Annotated in this window: 18 protein-coding genes; 8 read left to right on the top strand and 10 right to left on the bottom strand. The window is 61.2% G+C overall.

Annotated elements, in window-relative coordinates; translation table 11 throughout:
• Positions 1–28 precede the first annotated feature (28 nt).
• Entirely contained in the window at positions 29–766 is a 738-nt protein-coding gene (locus tag C8D92_RS01575) for a 3'-5' exonuclease (RefSeq protein ID WP_095610269.1), read from the top strand.
• A gap of 66 nt (positions 767–832) precedes the next feature.
• The gene (locus C8D92_RS01570) at positions 833–1,822 is read left to right on the top strand and encodes an alpha/beta fold hydrolase (protein WP_228151114.1); all 990 of its coding nucleotides are present in this window, start codon (positions 833–835) and stop codon (positions 1,820–1,822) included.
• 81 nt (positions 1,823–1,903) lie between these two features.
• Here the strand turns inward: C8D92_RS01570 and C8D92_RS01565 are convergent, their stop codons facing one another.
• The gene (locus C8D92_RS01565) at positions 1,904–2,956 is read right to left on the bottom strand and encodes a proline racemase family protein (RefSeq protein WP_243402320.1); all 1,053 of its coding nucleotides are present in this window, start codon (positions 2,954–2,956) and stop codon (positions 1,904–1,906) included.
• A 586-nt stretch (positions 2,957–3,542) separates the two neighbouring features.
• On the opposite strand from C8D92_RS01565, the gene C8D92_RS01560 reads away from it, so the two are divergent.
• Both C8D92_RS01560 and C8D92_RS01555 read left to right on the top strand, forming a co-directional pair.
• A complete protein-coding gene (locus tag C8D92_RS01560; RefSeq protein ID WP_116918233.1) occupies positions 3,543–3,971 on the top strand; it encodes an SRPBCC family protein in 429 nt (142 codons plus the stop codon).
• 9 nt (positions 3,972–3,980) lie between these two features.
• Complete coding sequence (locus tag C8D92_RS01555; RefSeq protein WP_116918232.1) at positions 3,981–4,877, top strand: haloalkane dehalogenase; 897 nt, start codon at positions 3,981–3,983, stop codon at positions 4,875–4,877.
• Positions 4,878–4,940: 63 nt separating this feature from the next.
• Here the strand turns inward: C8D92_RS01555 and C8D92_RS01550 are convergent, their stop codons facing one another.
• From C8D92_RS01550 to C8D92_RS01525, 6 genes are all read right to left on the bottom strand, one after another.
• Positions 4,941–5,861, bottom strand: coding sequence for a glutathione S-transferase family protein (locus C8D92_RS01550; protein ID WP_116918231.1), 921 nt, complete (start codon positions 5,859–5,861; stop codon positions 4,941–4,943).
• Between the two features lie 120 nt (positions 5,862–5,981).
• Positions 5,982–7,178: a peptide-methionine (S)-S-oxide reductase MsrA gene (gene msrA, locus C8D92_RS01545; RefSeq protein WP_116918230.1), complete on the bottom strand. Its 1,197-nt coding sequence runs from the start codon at positions 7,176–7,178 to the stop codon at positions 5,982–5,984.
• Positions 7,179–7,274: 96 nt separating this feature from the next.
• Positions 7,275–8,747 carry a sensor histidine kinase gene (locus tag C8D92_RS01540; RefSeq protein ID WP_116918229.1) on the bottom strand — a complete coding sequence of 491 codons (1,473 nt, stop codon included), beginning with the start codon at positions 8,745–8,747 and terminating at the stop codon, positions 7,275–7,277.
• A 3-nt stretch (positions 8,748–8,750) separates the two neighbouring features.
• Positions 8,751–9,452: a response regulator transcription factor gene (locus C8D92_RS01535; RefSeq protein ID WP_095612215.1), complete on the bottom strand. Its 702-nt coding sequence runs from the start codon at positions 9,450–9,452 to the stop codon at positions 8,751–8,753.
• A 60-nt stretch (positions 9,453–9,512) separates the two neighbouring features.
• Positions 9,513–10,673, bottom strand: coding sequence for an ABC transporter substrate-binding protein (locus C8D92_RS01530; RefSeq protein WP_133243095.1), 1,161 nt, complete (start codon positions 10,671–10,673; stop codon positions 9,513–9,515).
• Positions 10,618–12,348: a chloride channel protein gene (locus tag C8D92_RS01525; protein WP_207775093.1), complete on the bottom strand. Its 1,731-nt coding sequence runs from the start codon at positions 12,346–12,348 to the stop codon at positions 10,618–10,620. The genes C8D92_RS01530 and C8D92_RS01525 overlap by 56 nt, the downstream gene beginning before the upstream one ends.
• 139 nt (positions 12,349–12,487) lie before the next feature.
• On the opposite strand from C8D92_RS01525, the gene C8D92_RS01520 reads away from it, so the two are divergent.
• Positions 12,488–13,072, top strand: a complete 585-nt coding sequence (locus C8D92_RS01520) for a TetR/AcrR family transcriptional regulator (protein ID WP_095612213.1) — start codon at positions 12,488–12,490, stop codon at positions 13,070–13,072.
• Positions 13,073–13,217: 145 nt separating this feature from the next.
• Here C8D92_RS01520 and C8D92_RS01515 read toward each other — a convergent pair whose 3' ends face one another.
• On the bottom strand, positions 13,218–13,802 hold the full coding sequence (locus tag C8D92_RS01515; protein ID WP_095612212.1) for an exopolysaccharide biosynthesis protein: 585 nt from the start codon (positions 13,800–13,802) through the stop codon (positions 13,218–13,220).
• Positions 13,803–13,916: 114 nt separating this feature from the next.
• Here C8D92_RS01515 and C8D92_RS01510 point away from each other — a divergent pair, with 114 nt between their 5' ends.
• On the top strand, positions 13,917–14,171 hold the full coding sequence (locus C8D92_RS01510; RefSeq protein ID WP_095612211.1) for a hypothetical protein: 255 nt from the start codon (positions 13,917–13,919) through the stop codon (positions 14,169–14,171).
• 25 nt (positions 14,172–14,196) lie between these two features.
• Here the strand turns inward: C8D92_RS01510 and C8D92_RS01505 are convergent, their stop codons facing one another.
• Complete coding sequence (locus C8D92_RS01505; protein ID WP_095612210.1) at positions 14,197–15,198, bottom strand: AraC family transcriptional regulator; 1,002 nt, start codon at positions 15,196–15,198, stop codon at positions 14,197–14,199.
• 126 nt (positions 15,199–15,324) lie between these two features.
• Here C8D92_RS01505 and C8D92_RS01500 point away from each other — a divergent pair, with 126 nt between their 5' ends.
• Positions 15,325–18,642 carry a methylmalonyl-CoA mutase family protein gene (locus C8D92_RS01500; protein ID WP_095612209.1) on the top strand — a complete coding sequence of 1,106 codons (3,318 nt, stop codon included), beginning with the start codon at positions 15,325–15,327 and terminating at the stop codon, positions 18,640–18,642.
• Positions 18,643–18,644: 2 nt separating this feature from the next.
• Here C8D92_RS01500 and C8D92_RS01495 read toward each other — a convergent pair whose 3' ends face one another.
• A complete protein-coding gene (locus C8D92_RS01495; RefSeq protein ID WP_095612208.1) occupies positions 18,645–19,046 on the bottom strand; it encodes a GFA family protein in 402 nt (133 codons plus the stop codon).
• Between the two features lie 441 nt (positions 19,047–19,487).
• On the opposite strand from C8D92_RS01495, the gene C8D92_RS01490 reads away from it, so the two are divergent.
• Positions 19,488–20,996, top strand: coding sequence for an ankyrin repeat domain-containing protein (locus tag C8D92_RS01490; RefSeq protein WP_095612207.1), 1,509 nt, complete (start codon positions 19,488–19,490; stop codon positions 20,994–20,996).
• Positions 20,997–21,007 lie beyond the last annotated feature (11 nt).

Here is a 21,007-nt window from a genome sequence, read left to right as displayed (position 1 = left end):
CAGCCTCCCGGAAATAGGGACTACGCAGATGTTCAAGCTGTTCCAGAAAGACATCGGGCAACGCGTCACACCCTCACCGGACTGGCCCGGCCGGTTCGGCGAGCTGGCGCTGAATGCCCAGAACCCACTGCTCCGCTCTTTCTACGACGCCGGCACGGTGGCGGGAAACACACCGATCAACAATGTCCCGCTGGTCGGCCTGGACTTCGAGACCACCGGCCTCGACCCGAACACGCACTCCATCGTCTCAATCGGGCTGGTGCCGTTCAGTTACAACCGCATCATGCTCCGGGAGTCGCAGCACTGGGTGGTCCGCCCCATTCTGCCGTTGCACCGGGACTCCGTGACGTTCCACGGGATCACCCACTCGGAAGTCCGCCAGGCGCCGGATCTGGGGCAGGTGATTGAAGAAGTTCTGCAGGCGCTGGAAGGCCGGGTGGCGGTGGTCCATCACCGCGCCATCGAGCGGCAGTTTCTGGACATCGCGCTGAAGTGGCGCCTCAAGGAAGGCATCGAGTTCCCGGTGATCGATACCATGGAATTGGAGTCCCGCTGGCACCGCCACCAGGGCCAGTCCTTCAAGGACCGATTGCTGGGTAAAAAGCCCCCCTCCATACGCCTGGCCGAAAGCCGCCGGCGCTACAACCTGCCCTATTACGCACCACACCATGCGCTGACCGACGCCGTTGCGTCGGCCGAGCTGCTGATGGCACAGATCCAGCACCATTTCTCGCCGGAGACGCCGGTCAGCGAACTGTGGGATTGACCCACTGGCCCGTCTGCCGCGTGACATCGGCCCTGTAAGCCCTGTTGCCGGCCCGGTGGAGATTTTATGCTGGCGGCAGACATGGGGCGCTGGCCGACCATCGTGGCCGACGCCCGCCACACGAACACGGAACAGGAGCACACCGTGACGGACACACCAATCACGCACCGAATGTCACGGGTCACGGCCAGCGACGGGGTGCAGCTGCACGCCGTGGCCTGGGGCGATGATCAGAAAACCCCGGTTGTGCTGGTCCACGGCTACCCGGACGCCCACACCGTCTGGACCGACATTGCCCATGATCTTGCCCGCGACCATTACGTCGTCGCCTATGACGTTCGCGGGGCCGGTGCCTCCGACCGGCCCTCCCGAATCCGGGCCTATCGCATGGAACAGCTCGCCAGCGATCTGGCCCATGTGGTCGACCAGATGCTACCGGGCCGGTCGTTTCACCTCGCCGGTCATGACTGGGGTGCCATCCAGTCCTGGGAGTCCGTCACGCAGGGCGCTCTCAAGGACCGCATCCTGTCCTACACCGCCATCTCCGGCCCCTCGCTGGACCATGCCGGGCAGTGGCTGCGGAGCCAGCTCCGACGCCCGTCACTCTCCGGTCTGAAAAAACTTGGCAACCAGCTGGCGCACTCCTGGTACATCGGCCTCTTTCACCTGCCGGTCGCCGCTCCACTGGCCTGGGAGACACTGGTCGGCCGGTACTGGCCGGACATTCTCAAGCGTATTGAAGGCGTCGAGGAATCACGCCCATCACCGACCCGGACCCGGGATGGCATGGACGGCATCCGACTCTACCGGGCCAACATTCTGCCGCGCTTGCTGCGGGCAGAGACCGGCTTCGCGAGTTGTCCGGTGCAGGTGGTTCTGCCACGGCAGGATCACTTCGTGCGCCCACAGCTTATGGAAGGCATGGAACGGTGGGTTCCGGAATTGTCGTTTCAGGAAGTCGACGGCGGTCACTGGCTGCTGCTGACCCACCCGGCGGTGGTGGCCGACACCATCCGCCGGATGACACAACCGGAGCGTCGCAAGGCCGCCGCCTGATCACCATGGCACGCGACGTCCCCGCTCAAAATAGCCCCTGCCGGGTCATCCGGCAGGGGGCTCTGACGTCTTAACAAGCGGTCACACCGGCTGGTCCAGCACCCCTTCCAGATCGGTGCTATCAACCAGCGGATCATCCAGATCCACAATGATCTCCGAGCGCGCCAGGGTCCACGCCTTGCCGGTAATGTGACTGTGCATGGCCCGATGGCCGCCCACCTGTGCCTCACCCAGCACCGATCCGATGAAGGAGCTGCCCCGGGGCGAGATGGTTTCCAGCCACTGACCGTCCTGGATCTCACCCGCATCGTACATCAGCGCCAGCCGGGCAGAGGTGCCCGTACCGGTCGGACTCCGGCAGATGACACCGGGATGCACATAGGTCGCCGAGCGGGACCGGTAGCCCTCGGTTCCAACCTCCTCCAGCGGGCCCATGAAATGCGCGAACGGCAGCGGGCCGACATGCCCCAGTTCCGGATGCTCCTGAGTGACCTGCGGGCGCGCTGCGGCAACCAGCGCATGCCCGAACCCGGCCAGTTCCGGCATTTCATCCGCGTTGATCTCAAAGCCGACGCTCGCGGCATCAACCAATACAAAGTAGGCGCCACTCCAGACCAGGTCATACTTCACCCGCCCAAAGCGGGGGACCTCGACCACCTGATCCCGTGCGGCCACATACGCGGGCTCGCCCTGCGTGGTGATCGACTGTACCCGGCCGTTGCGGTTCTCCGCCGTCACGTGGGCCAGACCGGCCGGCGATTCCAGAACCACATGCTGCGTGCCCTCTTCCATCGGCACGATCCCCGACTGGAGCACCGCGGTTGCCGTGCAGATGGTGTTGGAGCCGGAGTACAGCGGATACCCCATCGCTTCCATAATGATGTAGCCGGCCTGTGCCCTGGGATTATCCGGTGGCACGATCAGGTCCAGCGACATATAGGGGTCGCCGTAGGGTTCCGACAACAGCAGACGACGGAATCCGTCCCCGTGCTTCTGGATATAGCGCATCTGCTCCAGCACCGAGCCACCCGGCAGGTGGCCGACACCACTGGTAATAATCCGCGAGACGTCACCACCGGACTGCATATCGACGAGCCCGATGGATCGCATCCGCCCCTTATGGTCTTTCAACATGGGCGTTTCCACCTCTTCCCCTTCGCGATCAGATACCGCAACTTGCTTACCGGAAGCGGCATGGGAGTCTGCCATCGCATGGCATTACTGGAAGGCTAGGCAAATTATTGACGACCGTCAGTCAGTAATGACCGACAATCCGTACCACTACCGAAGCCGAAAACGGAAATGCCGAATGGCCTCTAGTGTCCCGTCTGGTTAATTCGCTGATCGACTGCGCACCGCTGATGCCTCTGGCCAAGGCGCCAGCCCGCCGGTGTGGTGGTTCCACATCAAGGGGTGGCAACGCAGGTCCAGAGGCGTCAGCGGTGCGCCCTCCGGGAGCGCCTGAACGCTTTGATAGCGGTGTTGCGGCAGCTCGATTTGGAACCACCAAACCGTCGCTACCGCGCCTTGCTCTCAAAGCGTTCAGGCGCTCAGTCGATCAGCGAATTAACCAGACGGGACACTAGGGCATCATTGAACCGCTGCCTGGTGCGGTACGGTTCAGGGCACACGGAGCGTCAAATCAGGTCTTTCCTCCGCCGCGTCAGGTGGGTACGCTGACGACATCATCCCGATCACAACAACGATAAGGTTCCACACCATGGCAAGTTACCGCATTGAGATTCAGGAGATTATTCCGGTGGCACGGGACAAGGCATTCGCCGTCTTTGCCGACCATCGCCGTTTTGGCAAGCTCCTGGGCGCGCCGGTTCGGCGGATCAAGGAGAGCGATCAGGCTGATCCCAATGGTGTCGGCTCGGTCCGCCGGATCGGTGTCGGTCCGATCGGCCTGGAAGAGGAAATCCTGACGTTCGAACCCGATTCCCTGATCGAGTACACACTGACCAGCATCAGCCCGATCCGGAACCATTTCGGACGCATCCGGTTCGAGGACCATACGGATGGGCAGACGCGCATCAACTATACGATCACGTTCGATGATGTCGTCCCCTACACCGGCAAGCTGGTCGCCAGCACCCTTGAGAACGGTCTTCGCAAGGGCATCCGCCGGCTGCCCAAACTCATCTAGGAGGTCACCATGGACGTGCTGCGTACGCCCGAAGAGCGATTCCGCGACCTGCCCGACTACCCCTTCGAGGCACACTATGCGGATCTCGGGGACGTCCGGATGCACTATCTGGACGAGGGCCCGACGGACGCCAGCCCCGTGCTGATGCTGCATGGTGAGCCGTCCTGGTCCTACCTGTACCGGCACATGATTCCGGTCTGCACCGGCGCCGGGCATCGGGTCATCGCGCCGGACCTGATCGGGTTCGGCAAATCCGATAAACCGACGTGCATTGAGGACTATTCCTACCAGCGTCATATGGACTGGCTGCGCGCACTGATCATCGACCACCTTGATCTGTCCGACATCACGCTGGTCTGCCAGGACTGGGGCTCTCTACTGGGTCTGAGACTGGCGGCGGAACATCCGGATCGCTTCCGGGCTATTGTCGTCGGCAACGGCATGCTGCCAACGGGCGACCAGACCGCACCCGCCGCGTTCAAGGCGTGGCGGGCCTTTGCCCTGTACAGCCCGGTCTTCCCGGTGTCTGCGATTCTCAATGTCGGCACCGGCCGCACACTGAGCCGGGCGGAAAAGAAAGCCTACGAAGCGCCCTTCCCCAACCGACACTACAAGGCGGGCGCCCGAGCCTTTCCCAAGCTCGTTCCCATGACCCCGGATGATCCCGCCTCCGAGGCCAACCGGCAGGCGTGGAAGGTGCTGGCGGAGTGGGAGAAACCGTTCCTCACGACATTCAGCAACGGCGACCCGATTACACGGGGCGGCGACCGGTACATGCAGTCACGGATTCCCGGCGCCCAGGGGCAACCCCACCTGACCCTCCGGGGCGGTCACTTCCTGCAGGAGGATTCGCCGGTGGCCTTCGCCGAGGCGGTGAATGGGTTGATTGCCGGGATGACTGGTTAGAAGTTAGCCACGGAAAACACGGACGGCGTCCGTTGGACGCGACCACCGACGGGGGATCCGTCCTCACTGCTCCGGCTTCAGCCGGAACCCGTCCCTCGGCAGGTGCACATGCACCGTGCCGACGTCGTCGTGTTCGCGTTTGAGAATCCAGCGGGATTCGGTGACGGCCACCAGCTCGCCAATGACAGGGTCCCGGGCATAGTCGTCCGGCGCGATACGGACGGACTGCCCCAGATGCTCATGGGACTCTCCCGTCGGTAACGGCCTTGGGGTGTTGTTGCGTGCCTCCGCCAACGCGCTGTCGATGGACAGCGGTTGCTGATCACCGTGGCCGTAGGCCTGCAGGCGGTTCATCCATTCATCGACCCGCGGATACCGCGACGCCAGCGATTTGCCAGCCAGATCCCGGGCATACCAGAGACTGTGATAGGCCGAGAAGTCGGCAATACAGGCCTGCGGTCCGAACACGTAGTGGTGCTGCGACAGGCGGTTCTCCAGAGACGTCAGGTGATCGGCGAGCCTCTGTCGCGCCTGTTTCGGGGTCATCGACGGTACCCGCGCCTTGCGCCCCATGTTGATGCGGTCTTTCAGGAACCGGAACGCATCCAGCACCGACGTTTCCCGGATCAGCTTGCCCAGCATCCCCGGCCCGCTGGACCCGATCAGGGCGGCCAGAAACAGTTCCAGATCCGCCTCCCGGACAAATACGGCCACTTCATCACTGGCGCGGGTGGCATCCAGCGCCGGCAGGCCGCTGACCTGTGCCAGTTCGGCCGACACGATGCGGGTGTCGCAGAAGATATCCGCACCGGACTGGGCCACCGGGATTTTGCGGTAACCGCCGGTCAATGTTTCCAGGTGGGGCCTCGGCGGCATCTCCCGGACCGTCACGGCCTGCCAGGGGATGCCCGTGTAACCAAGCATGGCCCGGATCTTCTCAGAAAACGGGGACAGGGCGTACTGGTGCAGAATCAACGCCGACATGGCGGGTGGCTCCCGGGTTCGTTTCTGGATGGTCAGGCAGTCTCAGCCCATCCGCCCCCGGGGTCAAGACACGGTGACGGGATGGCGCAAGATGACCATCCCATCACGACACGGGCTGGCTCAGCTCCGGGGCGGCCCCACCTCGTCCACGAATTCACCGTAGCCGGCGTCGGCCATCTGGTCCTTGGGGATGAAACGCAGCGCGGCGGAGTTCATGCAGTAACGCAGGCCCGTCGGAGCCGCACCGTCCTCGAACACGTGGCCCAGGTGCGAATCGGCGTACTTGCTCCGAATCTCCGTGCGGACACCAAGCCAGGACTCGTCGCGCTTGCGCACCAGGATGCCCTCCCGGATGGGCCGGACAAAGCTTGGCCAGCCAGTACCGGACTTGTACTTGTCACTGGAGGAAAACAACGGCTCGCCCGATACCACATCGACATAGATCCCGGCGCGTTTCTCATCCCAGTATTCGTTGTCAAACGCCGGCTCGGTCGCATCCTCCCGGGTCACTTCGTACTGCATCTCCGTCAGGCGCTCACGCAGCACGGCATCGTCCGGCCTGGTGTAGGTATCCGGGTCAAACCCGGTTCCGGACATCGCGCCGGAGCCAGCGTCGTTGGACATGGCATCGTCGCCCTCCCGCGGCTTGAACTGGCTGAAGTCCAGTTTCTGATCGTCGCCCCAGACCTCATCAATGAACTGGTACCGACCGGAGTTGAAGGTGTAGACGTTGTACCGGACCGGGTTCTTATCGGAATAGTCCTGATGGTATTCCTCGGCCGGGTAGAATGCCTCGAACGGGACGATCTCGATCACCACCGGCTCGTCGTAACGGCCCGATTCGGCCAGGGCCTTTTTGGACTCTCTGGCAAGCCGCGCCTGCCGGTCGTTGTGGTAGAAGATCGCAGGGCGGTACTGTTGACCCCGATCCACGAACTGGCCATCGGCATCGGTCGGATCCATGAATCGCCAGAAGCCCTGCAACAGCCCCTGGTAGGTGATCGTCTCCGGGTCGTAGTAGACCTTTACGGCCTCGGTGTGACCGGTCTGTCCGGAGGACACCTGCTTGTAGGTCGGGTCCACTTCGTCCCCACCACTGTAGCCGGAGACTGCTTCGACGACGCCGGGAATCTTCTCGAAGCCTTCCTCAACACACCAGAAACAGCCGCCCGCGAAGGTGGCCACCGCCAGGGACGGATCGTCCGGCGCGTAGGAGGAGCGGGTCACGTCCCCCGATGACGAACTCTGGGCATGCACCTGAAGCCCGATCACCGTCGCGGCAAGCAGCGAGACAACCATGGTAATGCGCGTTTTCATAGGGTGTTCTCCACAATCATGACTCTGACGTGATTGTCGGCTCGCAGATTCACGTCATGGTCTTGAATGTATTACGAATTGATCACGACGACGGATTCAGTCACTCAGGGGCAGACGGACCACGAACGATGCCCCACCCTGCGGTCGGTTGAGCACGTCGATATCACCGCCCTGCAGCTCCATGATACGCCGGGCAATCGCCAGCCCCAGCCCGGCGTGACCAGAGCCATTGCCGCTCTGGCCGCGATAGAGGGGATCAAACACATGGTCGAGATCCGCCTGCGAAATGCCCGGCCCGTTATCGTTGACCGCGACGACCAGCCGGTCGCCCTGCACCCCGAGATTCAGTTCGATCGCCCTCCCGGAGGCGCTGTCGTTCATGGCGTTGATGATCAGATTGTCCAGTACCCGTTCGGTCATGCCAAGATCCCCGCGGACCATCGGCAGTGAGCGGTTCCCGGTGACCGTCAGTGACTGGCCATGTTTCGCCGCCTCCGGTGTGTGCTTCTGCACCACATCCTGAACCAGCTCCGCCGGCGCAAACGGCTCGACGCACGGCTGCTTCTCGCGCGCCTCCAGCGATGCCAGCTCGAACAGTTCGTTCACCAGATGGCCGAGACGATGGCCTTCACTGAGGGCGATGGACAGGAACCGCTCCTGCTCCTCATCGCTCAGTTCCGCGCGTTTCATCCTCAGACTCTCCACGTACCCCTGCATGGAGGCCAGCGGCGTTCGCAGGTCATGGGAGACCTGGGCAACCAGCCGGCGGCGCAACGCGTCTTTTTCGCGTAACTGCTCCATCTGGTCGCCGATCCGGTCGGCCATGCGATCGAACGTCACGCCGAGGTAGTCGATTTCATCACGCACATGCGGGCGCTGCGACCGCCAGGTGGTCCGATCCGCTGTCGCATCCTCCTGATGCTCAAAGGCCTCCACGAGCTGGGTCAGTCGCGTCAGACGGCGGGTCAGCATCCGGAAAACAAGCAGACCGGCGATCATGCCAACGACCAGGCTGGCCAGCACCGCCCAGGCGCTCATGCGAATCACCTGCCCTTCTCTGGCCATCATCTGGACGGCGTCGTATTCCTCGCCGCGAAGCACCACGTACAGATACCCCTCGGGATTCTCGGCGGAGGGCACCGGCGTGACGGAGAACGCTTTCTCGCGCTCGTGGCTTCGCGGGTCGTCCCCGAGAACCGGGTACTGGGTGGGATCGTTCAGGAACTGACGGATGGGCGCCAGCGACACCCGGTTGCGTTTGATCTTATCCGGGTCCGCCGAATACGACAGGATGCGGCCTTCGGTATCCAGCAGGTAGATTTCAATGCTGGGGTTGATGGTCATGTACAGCTCGAACAGGGCTTTCAGGGCCTGCTCGTCCAGACGACCTTCCTTGACCAGATTCCGGTCGGACACCAGGTCCTTCGCCAGCCCCCGGTGCAGCTCCTGATTGATCGACGCGTTGTACTGCTGCAGCGAGACAATACTGATGAACACATAGACCAGACCGACGCTGACCAGCAGGATGAACAGCCCAACGGCCAGCTTCGTGTAGAGCGAACGGAACACGCGCTATTCCCGGAAACGGTAACCGACGCCCCAGACCGTCTCGACAAACTCCGGTTCGGCCGGATTCGACTCGATCTTGGCGCGCAGGCGGTTGATGTGGGTATTCACCGTGTGTTCGTAGCCGTCGTGGTTGTAGCCCCAGACCGAATCCAGCAATTGGGAGCGGCTGAAAACCCGCCCCGGGTGACACGCGAAGTGCCAGAGCAGGTCGAACTCCCGGGCGGTCAGCTCCACCGACTGGTCGTGCACGCGCACCTGACGCCGGTCCGGGTCGATGCTCAGCCCGTCGATATCAATGCGCTGCGGTGTGTCGGACGTATCCGAGGGGACCGCCATGGCATCCACGCGACGAAACAGCGCCTTAATACGGGCGGACAGCTCGGCCACGCTGAAAGGCTTGGTGAGATAATCGTCCGCGCCAATTTCCAGGCCCAGCACCCGGTCCAGCTCGGAGCTCTTTGCCGTCAGCATCAGCACCGGCACGTACCCCGGCAACGAGCGGATCTCCCGGCAAACGGACAGCCCGTCCAGCCCCGGCAACATCAGATCCAGTACCACCAGATCCACACCCCCGTCGCGGTAGCGCGCCAGCCCGGTGTCGCCCCGGTCCACCACCTCCGCGTGGCAGCCCAGATCCTCCACATGCATCTGGACGAGCTGGGCAATGCCGGGATTGTCTTCGATGATCAGTACGTTTCGGGTCATTCGGAATTCCGGTTGAGTAGGCGGCGCCACCAAATGTCTCAAAAAGGTGTCACGAAAGTATCACGGCTGTGATGGCGTCGCCTCGGACGATTCGAGCCAGCGCCTGAACAGCCGTTCCCGGAGTGCCTGGGTCCGGGCATACCAGGCATGATCCCGGTGGATGGCACTGGTGAGGTGGTCTGGCGCCGTCGGCATGTGCGGTCGCATCGGCACGCCGGTGTCTTTGTGCAGGCCGAGGTGCGCCTGAGCCGACTTGCGGGTGGGGCCATAACTGATCCGGCTGGACTGGTCCGCCATGCGTTCGGTCTGGGTCGCAAAGCGGATGAACTCGCGGGCCGCGTCCGGCTGATCCGTGCCCATGGGGATTGCCCAGCTATTGAACCCCAGCAACTGGCCGTCCCAGATCACCGAGATCGGCTCCCCTTCGACGGCGCGGGCGTGGAAGAATCGCCCATTGTAGCCACTGGCCATGGCCACCTCGCCGGAGACGAGCATGTCGACCGGTTCCTGACCGCCGGTCCACCACACCAGTTGATCACGAATACCGTTCAGACGCCGGAACGCCAGAGTGAAGCCCCGTTCCGTGCTCAGCAGATCGTAGAGCTGCTCGCGGGGGACGCCATAGGACATCAGCGCCCACTCGAACAGACCCACCGGTGCCTTGCGCAGCGCCCGTTTCCCGGGAAACGCCTCCAGATCAAAAAAATCCTTGATCGAGCGCGGCTTGCGCCCCGGAAAGGCCTTTTCGTTGTAGGCAATCACCGTGGAAAACACCAACTGGGTGATGGCGCACCGGGTGATGGTATCGTCCATGAAATCATCGCGGGCCGGTGTGCCGTCCGGTGCGGGCTCAAGCAGGTTCGGGTCGATGGGCTCCAGCAGTTTCTCGCGGCAGCCGGCCTGGGCATCCGACCGGATCAGATCAATGACATCCCACTCAACGGGTGGCCCGGCGGCAAGGTGACGACGCAGGGACGCCAGGCTGCCATCAAACTGAACGGCACGAACCGGAATCCCGGTCTTCTCCGTGAACGGCTCGAAGTAGGCGGCCCGCTGACTGGCCTCATAGGCGCCGCCCCAGGTGACAACGGTCAGCGGTTCCGGCCCTTCCTCCGCCGTCCCACTTCCCGTACATGCCAGCAGCATCAGCAGGCTCAGCAACACCTCACGCCGCTTCATTTTCTTCCCGCCGAAGTTCATGAATGATTTCCAGATACGCACGGATGACCGCCTCCTCCGGCACCACCCCCAGTACCCGGCTTTGACGGTCCAGCAGGGGCACGGCTTCGCCCAGAAACCCCCGGAGCATCTCCATGGACTCCCAGACACTGGTGTCCTCGTGGAAGACGACGCCGGTCGCATGGGCAATGGATTCCACGGGCGCCTCCGGATCCGCCTCAACCAGATCCTGAAGGTGCACCATACCCTGGTAGACGTCGCTCTGGTCCACCAGCACCGCCTCCGCCCGCCCATTGGCGACCAGCGTGTGCCGCACCGCCCCCACGGACTCTCCGGCACGGGCCGTGGTGTAATCCGCATGCAGGTAGTGCACCACGCGGTGGTTCTGGAGAATGGCCCGATCCCGCCCCAGCGACAGGTCGAACCCCCGGGCCTTGAGCTGCACATCGAACAGCGACCGACCGACGGCCCGGTAGGACACGAGATTGGAGAACACCACCGCCACCATGGCGGCAATGGTCAGGTCATAGCTGCGGGTCAGCTCAAACACGATCAGGATGGTGGTCAGCGGGGCGCCGATGACGGAACTGGCCAGTGCCATCATGCCGCAGATGGCATACACCACCACACCGGAATGGGGAAACGGCGCGACAAACGGCACAATCAGCCCGTAAAAGGCACCAAAGAGAATCCCCACCAGCAGGGCCGGGCTGAATACCCCGCCGACAAACCCGAACCCCACACAGAGCGCCGTCAGGGCCAGCTTGGCGACGATGATGAGCGCCAACTCGTGAATCGCGAAGGCGTCCTCAATGATGGCAAAGCGCAGCGTTTCCTGGCCAATGCCCAGCACCTCTGGCACCTGAAGCGCCACCAGCCCCAGCACCAGCCCCGCCACTGCGGGTTTCAGCCAGACCGGGACCGGCGTCCGGGCGGCCAGTTTACCGCTCAGGGACAACAGCCGCATGAACACCCACGCCAGCCCCGCACAGATCACCCCTTCCAGGGCGAAAAACAGGAACTCATAACTGTGCTCGACGCCCCCGAACTGCACACGGAACAGCGGCGGCCGTTCGAAGATCACATTGGCGATCACGTAACCGGTCGCGGCGGCGACCGTCACCGGCGCGAAGGCCCGCAGCGAGTAGTGCCGCAGGATGACTTCGTGGGCGAAGACCAGTCCGGCGATGGGCGCATTGAATGCCGTGGAAATGGCCGCCGCCACACCGCAGCCAATGGCGATGGAGCGCTGGTGCGGCAGCCGCAACCGAAGTCGGCCCACCATGGTCCCGAAAAGCGTCCCGAGATAGACCAGCGGGCCGTACTGGCCGACCGATGCACCGCTGCCCAGTGACACCAGCGAGGCCAGCGTGGACGCCAGACCGCTGCGGATGGTCGGCGCCTTGCGCCGGGTCTGCACCGCCAGAATCGCATCCGGCGGAGCCAGCCCGCGGCCCTCCTTGATCAGCCAGCGGACGATCAGGCCCACCAGGAGCCCCCCGACTGCGGGCACCGCAATGGTGGCGGCGACCACCAGCCAATGGCGGTCTTCCGCCTGAATACGGGCATAGGGCGAGATCAGTAGCCGGTCGTTCAGCCACTGGATAGCGTCGACAAACCCGATGGCCGCCAGTGACGCCGCCGTACCCACGACGACGGCCACCAGCGACACCATCAGGATGCGATAGATAATCTGTCGAATCGTGACCTGATCCATAGGCGTCATCACAGCCCGGAGCGTATCCATCCCGGGCGGCCTTCACATGGTGAATGGTCAAAGTGTAGAGAAGGCAGGCCGACATACAAGGATCGACCGTCGTTGACAGCCAGTAGACGACTGGTCTAATCTCTGCGCCATGGCAACGAACGATACTCGCGACACCATCATTCAGACCGGCGCGGAACTGATCACGCAGAACGGGTTCAGTGCCACGGGCATCAACCGGGTTCTGAGTGAAGCGGGCGTACCCAAAGGATCGTTCTATCACTACTTCAAGAGCAAGGATGATTTCGGTCTGGCCGTCATTGATGCCTACGCACAGACGTACGACGACCGGCTGAACGCGACGCTCGGCGATACCTCGCAGCCACCGCTGGAACGCCTCAAAGCCTACCTGCAGGCGGGCGAGGAAGACATGTGCTCCTGCGATTATTCGCGAGGCTGCCTGATCGGCAACCTGGGACAGGAACTGGCCGCGCAGAACGAAGCGTTCCGGGCCCGACTGGACCGCGTGTTTTCCGGCTGGGAGTCCCGTTTCGCCGACTGCATCGCGGAAGCCCGTGAGGCCGGCGACGTGCCGAAGGATGTCGATCCGGAAACCGCCGCCGCGTTTCTGCTGTCAGGCTGGCAGGGTGCCCTGCTCCGGGCCAAGATGGCTCGCTCCGTCGAACCCATGCGGCGTTTTGAAAGCACATTGTTCAACCGTGTTCTCGGCGCCTGATGGTTTTTTTATCGTACTAGTAGACTTGTCTAATTACTGCCGGGCATTGCTCGTCCATTCACCCACCCTTCCCGAAACCGAGTGAACCCCCGTTGGCATCGCCGGACTCCGGCGGTGCCCTTTTTCCTTCTGATGGGCCGGCTCCCTACCCGAACGGCCATTGCGTGACCAGCAATGCCAGTGTGCCCGCTGCGGCAAGACTGGCCACGACAATCATGATGCCGTCCCGGGTGCTCATCCCGATCGCGGCCAGAGTGATCGCCAGTGCCGGCGCGGTGCCAGCAAAAGGCACCAACTCCAACGGGATCATGGTCAGACCGGACACGGCACAGCCAAGGGCGACGATGCGGTTGATCGGTGCCCGGGTGAGGAAGACCCAACGGGGCCGGAACCACCGATCGATACGCCGGGTGTAGGGCTGTACCCGGTCAACGACCTTGACCAGCGTCTGAGGGCGCATGCTCAGGCGCCTCAGACGCCCCGGCACCCACGGCGATCGCTTGCCCAGCGCCCCCTGGATGGCGATCAGGAAAATCAGGAGGCCGCAGACGCTGGGCACACCGGGAATGCCGGATGTCGGCAACAGCGCGATCAGCGCTGGCGCCAGCAGAAGCGGACCGAACCCGCGATGCTCCAGGGCATCGATCAGGGTCCCCACGGCCACCTCGTCGCCTTCCGCCTGCTCACGAATCCGGTGCAGCACATTGGTGATGCCCATCGATTCGGTCATGATCCGGTTACCGCTCCAGCCTGCTGTCTGTGTGTGGTCATCCTACCCGCTCACGGCAGCGCGAACATGATGATACCGTAATCGGAAATCACCACGATTCTGACGGAGGACACCATGTTTCTCTCTGTGCAGCTCAGCTACTACCCCCTTAACGATCACTACAAAGCACCCATCAAGGCGCTGATCCAACGGCTTGAGAACAGCCCCGTCGAGGTCTACCCCAACCGGATGAGCACCCAGCTCTTCGGGGATTACGACGACGTCATGGCCGTGCTGTCCGATGCCATGAAATGGTCGTTCGAGACCTACGGCAAAGCCGTGTTTGTGGCGAACTTCCTCGAAGGCGACCGACGACCCGACGCATCGTAGTTCGTACAATGGGACACGCCGCCGGCTACCCCCCTTTGCGATAGGTAAACGGCGTCACCCCCGTCCATTGCCGGAAGGCCCGGATGAAATTGCTGGGCTCGGCGAAGCCCACGCGGTAGGCAATGGTCTCGACGGAATCCCGGGATCGGGACAGATGGTAGATGGCCAGGTCCCGCCGGACCTGACTGCGGATCTCATTGAATGTCAGGCCTTCGCGCCGGAGCCGCCGCCGGAGTGTCTGGGGGTTCAGATGCAGCTCCGAGGCCACCTGTTCAAACGACGGCATGTTCGCCGGTTCGCGATGGATGATCGCCCGCACCCTGGCCTGCCAGCTGTCCCGGTCAAACCGGCGGGCCACCATCACCAGGTTGGGGTTTTCCAGAAAGGTCTCCAGGCTCAGGCGGTCCTGCTGCAACGAGCGGTCCAGCATGCTGGCGGCGAACCGCATCCGGGACACGCCCCGCCCGAACCGGATGGGCGCGTATCGGTACATGGGCCGCAACTCGTCGGCATACACCGGCGGATCGGCCGGCATGTCCACGCCCAGCACCGGAATCTGGAAATCCACCAGCCAGCTCGCGAACCGGTGATAGTAGAACAGCGTCGCCACGTGGGCGTAATCCTCCAGCGGCTGTGAGGGGTCAGTCGGCGTCAGGGTCAGTACCGCCTCGTCGTCCTCCACCGCCAGACGCGGCGCCAGCCCCCAGTCGAACAGCCGGAAGAAATGACAGTACCGGCGCAGCGCCTCACCCAGCGTCTCCGCCGTGATCACCGAGTGGGCCATGATCTTCCAGGTCCCGAGCCGATGCGGCACCCGGCCATAGCCCAGCATCTCATCGCCCATTGCCACCATGATCGCCTGCAACAGGCTGGAATAATGCTCGGCCGACACGCGGGCGTACGCACGCCGCAGCAGACCGGGCGGCACGCCGTGGGCGCGACACAGCGCCTGCGCGTCCTGCTCGCTCCCCGGATAGTGCCGGAGCGCCGCCTCGATCATTGTGACGGACACCGTGATGGTGCTCATCCGCACTCTCCTGCCTCGTTCGTTTGTGTCATTTTATGATTATTTTTTTGTGATGACAGGCCATGGTAGCGCCGTTTCGATGCTTTCACACTGAAATGACGACTATTTACACGAATGTGAGCCTCCATGACCGACGACACCACCCCGCTGCGCTTCATTACCGCCGCCTCCCTGTTCGACGGCCACGACGCCGCCATCAACATCATGCGCCGTCTGATCCAGACCAAGGGCTGCGAAGTCATCCACCTGGGCCACAACCGGAGCGTGGATGACATCGTTCGCGCCGCGCTGCAGGAAGACGCCGATGCCATCGCCATCAGCTCCTATCAGGGCGGGCACATGGAGTTCTTCCGCTACCTGATCGACCGGCTGAACGAGGAAGGCATCGGCCACGTGGCCGTGTTCGGTGGCGGGGGCGGCACCATTACGCCGGACGAGATCACCGCACTGCACGAATACGGCGTCACCCGTCTGTACCACCCCAACGACGGCATGAAGCAGGGGCTGGTGGCGATGATCGACGATGTGGTGTCCCGGGCGGAGGCACGGCGTCAGGAACGCCGGAGCGATCCCCGGACGAGCGTTGCCCAGATTGCCCGCACTCTCTCCGCCATTGAACAGGAGCACCCACCGGCCGAGATGGCGGACAGCGACACCCCGGTCATCGGCCTCACCGGCACCGGCGGCGCGGGCAAATCCAGCCTGACCGACGAGCTGATCAACCGCTTCCTGCGGTTCTGCCCGGGCAAACGACTGGCAGTGCTGGCCATCGACCCAACCCGCCGACGCACGGGCGGCGCCCTGCTCGGCGACCGCATCCGCATGAACAGCCTGCGCAACGACCGGGTGTTCTTCCGTTCCATGGCGACCCGGCGCCAGCACCAGTCCACCAGCGCCGTGCTTGCCGATGCGATCCGTTACCTCAAACAGTCGGACTTTGATCTGGTGATGGTGGAAACCGCCGGGATCGGCCAGTCCGACTCGGAAATTGTGGATATGGTGGATCACTCGATCTACGTGATGACCAGCGACTTCGGCGCTGCCAGTCAGCTTGAGAAGATCGACATGCTGGACCTGGCGGACACCATCGTCATCAACAAGTTCGAGCGCAGCGGCTCACTGGACGCCCTGCGGGATGTGCGCAAGCAATGGAAGCGCAACCACAACCGGTTCGATGTGAATAACGAGCAGATTCCGGTATTCGCCACCAATGCCAGCCAGTTCAACGACGAAGGCGTCAGTGGCCTGTTCTCGCACCTGTCCGACTGGCTGACCTGGGAGGCCAGCACCGCCTTCCCCTGGGCCCTGCCGGACACCGCGCCGCTAATCGCCTCGGAACGGGACCGCTATCTGGCCGAGATCGCCGAAGACAACCGCGCCAACGCGCAGACGATTGAGGCGATGGCGGACACGGCCCGCGACGCCCAGACCGCCTGGAACGCCCTGAAGGCACTGGACGACCCGGACCTTCCGGAGGCCCTGGCGCCCTACTCCGACACGACCCATGAGAATGATGCCATCCGGCAACTGCGCGACCGTTACAACCAGGCGCTCGAACGACTCGACCCGGAACTACTGAACGCCCTGCGCCAGTGGCCGGAGAAGAAAGCGAGCGTCGAAGGCGAACGCTATCAGTATCAGGTGCGGGACAAGGTCTTTGAGGGCGACAACTACCGCTACTCACTCAGCGAACTGGCGGTACCCAAGGTGGCCACGCCCGGCTACCGGGACTGGGGCGACCTGCTGACCTTCCTCGGCAACGAGAATCTGCCGGGCCATTACCCCTACACGGCGGGCGTGTTCCCCTATCGCCGCGAGGGCGAAGACCCGACCCGCATGTTCGCCGGCGAAGGCACCCCCGAGCGCACCAACCGGCGCTTCCACTACCTGGCCTCCGGTCAGCCGGCGGCGCGGCTCTCCACCGCGTTCGATTCGGTCACGCTCTACGGCGAGAATCCGGACCGCCGGCCGGACATCTACGGCAAGGTAGGCAACAGTGGCGTCTCCATCGCCACGGTCGATGACATGAAGCGGCTCTACTCCGGCTTCGACCTGTGTGACCCAACCACCTCCGTGTCCATGACCATCAACGGCCCGGCGCCGACGATCCTCGCCTTCTTCATGAACGCGGCAATCGACCAGCAGGTGGAAAAACACCTCCAGGAAACGGGGCAATGGGAACAGGTCCAACGCCAACTGGCCGACCGGGACCGCCCGACCTACGACGCCGAACTGCCCCCGGGGCACAACGGCCTGGGCCTCGGCCTGCTGGGGGTCAACGGCGATGAGGTGGTGGATGCCGACACCTACGCCCGCATCCGGGAAGAGACGCTTCAACGTGTCCGGGGCACCGTGCAGGCGGACATCCTAAAGGAGGATCAGGCCCAGAACACCTGCATCTTCTCCACCGAGTTCGCCATGCACATGCTGGGCGACATCCAGCAGTATTTCGTGGACCACGGCGTGCGGAACTTCTACAGCGTGTCGATCAGCGGCTATCACATTGCCGAAGCCGGGGCGAATCCGATCACGCAACTGGCCTTCACGCTCGCCAACGGCTTCACGCTGGTGGAGTATTACCTGTCACGGGGCATGGCGATTGACGACTTCGCCCCGAGCCTGAGCTTCTTCTTCAGCAACGGCATGGACCCGGAGTACGCCGTGATCGGCCGCGTTGCCCGCCGGATCTGGGCCCGCGCCATGAAAAACCGCTACGGCGCCAGCGAGCGCTCCCAGAAGCTCAAGTACCACATCCAGACCTCCGGGCGCAGCCTTCACGCCCAGGAGATGCAGTTCAACGACATCCGCACCACACTACAGGCCCTGTATGCGCTGCTCGACAACTGCAACAGCCTGCACACCAACGCCTTTGACGAGGCGATCACCACACCCACGGAGGACTCCGTGCGCCGGGCCGTGGCGATCCAGCTCATCATCAATCGCGAACTGGGGCTCAACGCCTGCGAAAACCCCTGGCAGGGCTCGTTCATCATCGAGCGGCTGACGGATCAGGTGGAGGAAGCGGTTCTGCAGGAATTCGAGCGGCTGAATGACCGCGGGGGCGTGCTCGCCGCGATGGACACCATGTACCAGCGCGGCAAGATCCAGGAAGAATCGATGGTGTACGAACACCGCAAGCACGATGGCAGCCTGCCGATCATCGGCGTGAACACCTACCTGCCGAAAGACGGCGAACAGGCCACCGAAGAGCCGGAACTGATGCGCTCCGATGACGACGAGAAACACCAGCGCATCGCCCAGCTCCGGGCCTTCCAGGGCCAGCACCAGGACGAACGCGCCGGCCACCTGAGCCGGCTACAGCAAGTGGCCGCCGAGCGGGGCAACACCTTTGATGCCCTCATGGAGGCGGTGAAACACTGCTCGCTCGGCGAGATTTCCCACGTGCTGTACGAGACCGGCGGCGAATACCGGCGCAATATGTAGGGTCAGTTCGGCCCTTCCTCGAACTGCTGCAGGCCGTCGCTGATCTCGTACCACGGCGCCTTGGAGCCCACGAAAATGTGGGCCGCCGGGCGCTGCGTCGGCGTATCATCCAGAATGCCCAGCCGGATGATGTACTTGCCCCGGTTCACCTTCTTGGAATACAAGCTCGATCCGCAGTGCTTACAGAAGCCCAGGTCCGTCTCATCCGTCTTCTGGTAGGTGCTGATCGCCTCCTCCCCCTGCGTCACCTCAAAGTCCCCGGCATCCACCATCGCCGCCGAGGAATACGCCGAGCCCGTCCACTTGCGACACTCCGAACAGTGGCAGTTGCCCATAAAGGGAAATTCATCCGGCACACGGATCTTCACCGCGCCGCACAGACACGAACCGGTGAGATGTGACATCACTGGCCTCCTTTTTATTTGATTGGGCGTTCAAGCAGCGTAACGCCTGCGGGGTGGATGGCCAATGGGTTTCTACATCACGGACAAGGATCGCCACCTGTAGCCGATGTCTCCGACTTCGGAGTCGCCTGGGAAGGCGACCAAAGAGACCTAACAATCGGGACCGGGGGTATACGACACCTGTCGTATATCCCCAGAGGCTACTCCGTAACGCTTTGATTTCCGGAAGAGAACGTTCTAGTCTCGTGGAGATAGACGACAGGATTAGTCTGGAGATCAACGACAGGTGTCGTATATCTCTATAGCACGGAAAGCGGAATCCAGGCATACCTTTCTTCTTTTCTTAACATTATCCTGCCGTATCGAATAACTTGGGTTGGACATAGGCGACTGTGTGATATACGACGGTTGTCGTTGAATTAGCTGTTAAATGGAATTCAAATGATGAAGTACCTTTTCTTTTTTGCAATACTTTTCCCTTTTATCTCTCAAGCTAGCGTTTCCCTTGTTGGAAAAGGCCATGTTGCAAATGTGCCTATTGAGATGAACTTAGTAGTAAGTGAAAAAGGTGAAGTTACAGGGAGTTACCACTACACAAAAACAAAAATCCCAATAGATCTGAAGGGAAAGCTTATTGAGCGTGAAATTACTCTCAAAACTGTTAATGACCCAAAAATAAATGAGGTTTTTAAGGGAAGTGTAATCACTTTTGAAGGTGAGATATCACGCATTAGCGGTAAATGGTTTGGTACCCATGGTGGTTATGGAGATAACTCTGAAGGTTATGATTTCAAAATTGACGGTAGAACGAATCCACTACAGGATCGCAATTTAACGTGCGAAGAAATGAAGGAAGTACCAGAATTGGCATTCGAGTTGAGTGATTTAGGATCGGGCTACGGAACGCGAAATTCTGTAGATTATGAATGCCCTAAAAGCTTGAGCCAATTAGACTTTCTTCAAAAAGTGATTAGGCAGGCTAGTGGTATACGAAGGCCCTCAAGGTTACCTCAACATTGCACAGGTACTATTGTTCATGCCCAGTGGCGTTACTATCATTTTGACCTAGCAAAACTTGGATATTACCCGCAAGGCTTTTCTTCAAGAAGAGGAAAGAAAAAAGGCATGGAGTATTTCGAAGAGTGGAGTTATCACAGCTTATACAACCGAGAGATTTACACGGAGTATATGGCTGAGTTAAAAAAGATAAGACCTCTATTGACAGATTGGTACATTGAAACGCATGCCATTGATCGTAATCTTGCTCAGAAATATACAGAAAATGCATTGGAAAGAATCTCTAACTATGGATTCGGCAGCTATTTTTATAGCTGGAAACCCGAGGAGTTGGTGCCGTTTACTGAAAAAGCAACGAATGGCGTTTATGATGATTTCCTGCTTTCAATTAATGATGCGTCTGAAGGTGAAAAGACCAATAGCCTTCGTAGACTGTTAATCCATAATACAAACAATGAAGTCGTAAAAAAGCTGGCTTTTTCGGTACATACACCTTCTCCAGGGGGAAGATCAGAACCCATGCTTGCATATGCAGTATATAACCCCAGTCACATTAAAACTCTTTTAGATGCTGGGTTTTCTCCAAACCAACAGAATGAATTTGGAAAAACTGCTTTATATTATGCAATTCAATTCAGTCAGCATGATTCGGTTAGCTTATTACTTAATAATGGCGCCAATGTGAATCATACGTATCAACTGGAGAAAGAAAATAAATGGAGTTGTATTGGTATTGAGAGATGGGGAAGAACTCCTTTGATGCATGCAGCTCAACACTCTGACGTTAGAATGATTAAGCTATTGCTGGAAGCTGGTGCAGATTTACATGCTAAAGACGTTAAGGGTTCCAGTGCCATTGATTACGCAAAAGATAACCTTAAGAAAGAGAATGAAAAAATCTTGTCCAAAGAGTTGGAATTAAATCCATTTTAAAATACGTAGTC

The sequence above is a fragment of the Tamilnaduibacter salinus genome (assembly GCF_003096655.1).
Classification (GTDB): domain Bacteria; phylum Pseudomonadota; class Gammaproteobacteria; order Pseudomonadales; family Oleiphilaceae; genus Tamilnaduibacter; species Tamilnaduibacter salinus.
This window is presented reverse-complemented; position numbering and strand designations above follow the sequence as displayed.